This window comes from Vibrio sp. 661 (genome assembly GCF_033339315.1).
GTDB classification, from domain to species: Bacteria; Pseudomonadota; Gammaproteobacteria; order Enterobacterales; family Vibrionaceae; genus Vibrio; species Vibrio alginolyticus.
On sequence record NZ_JAWOUJ010000086.1, the window covers coordinates 1 to 1,216 of the forward strand.

Annotated in this window: 1 protein-coding gene and 1 pseudogene; both read right to left on the minus strand. The window is 42.8% G+C overall.

All coding sequences use genetic code 11. The features are described 5' to 3' along the window. A pseudogene (locus R7P69_RS24860) lies at positions 1-192 on the minus strand (capsular biosynthesis protein); the annotation flags it as partial. An 18-nt stretch (positions 193-210) separates the two neighbouring features. Beyond that, the coding region (locus R7P69_RS24865; RefSeq protein ID WP_318121774.1) for an O-antigen ligase family protein at positions 211-1,216 on the minus strand (1,006 nt) is incomplete at its 5' end.

Here is a 1,216-nt window from a genome sequence, read left to right on the forward strand (position 1 = left end):
CTTTTTGTTGTGGTACATGTGAAATTCTTCATGATCGTCAAACGTGTGGATGTGATAGCTCGGAATGTTACGCGCTTCCAAAGTATGCTCGATAGACGATGAGCCCACTTTCCCCATTTGATACACCAAGACGAAGTTATCAGCCCGAAGTTCTCGGTTCTTTTCAAATTGTCGAGCGATAGAGTATTTCATTGATCAAATCCTTGATTATTAAAATTCGTGACTTTTATTGACTGGCAGCGAATGGATGACTGTCTGAGGTTCTGGTGTTCGTTTTCGACTGATCATAACTGGCAACAAAAGTATCAAAATGATGGTGGTATTTACGGCAACGAAGAACACCATGATGAGGGCGTAAACCGCGAGTAAAAGACTTTTTCTGTTGTCATCGATACTGCGAAAACAAAATTTGATGAAAAGAAAGTAGCCTCCAAACAGAAACGCAATGCCGAGCAAACCGTATTCGATGGCGGTATCGAGCACAAAGTTGTGGGTGTAAATTGCTAATTCATCGTAGTTGAAGTAATCGATCATAAAGTTGGGCAGCATTTTGGCGCCCACGCCTAAAATAGGATGCTGCGTTAAGATATCCATGCCGTTTGCGAGTAGCAGCTTGCGATGCAAGTTGGACACCCATCGCGCTTCACTTTGGTTGGCAAACAAAATGTCTTCTTGAGTGATCTCCAGTTTATCGGCAAGAGCATCAAAACCGACGTAGAGCGTGGTAGAGACTGTGCCAATAACCACAAATGCCAACGCCAAGAGAAGCATCCATGTATAGGTTTCACTGATGGTTTTTCGCATCCAGTTTTTAATAAAAATCTGATCGAGAAAAAACAGCAAACAAAAGCCCAGCAGAGCTTTTCGTTCTTGAGATAACACGAGTAGCGCAAATGCAACTAGCATCAAAAAAGGGAACAGGCGAATTTTGTCGCGATACAAATAGAGTAGCGAGCACAACACTCCAAATCCGTATTTACTGACCCCGAGTAATTTAAATCCGCTTTGATAGCCTTGGGCGAAGTGCCATGCTGCGACTAGACCACAGATGATAAAAAGTAGGTAGGTGAAATAGACCATCACTCGCTCATCATCAAATGCACCGTAAGCGTAAAGTAAGCTCAGTAGACAAAGAATGGCTAGCCACTGAACGGTTTCGATCAATAGTGGGGCCAAAGGCACTCTGTTCAACAAACCATTGATAAATACATATCCA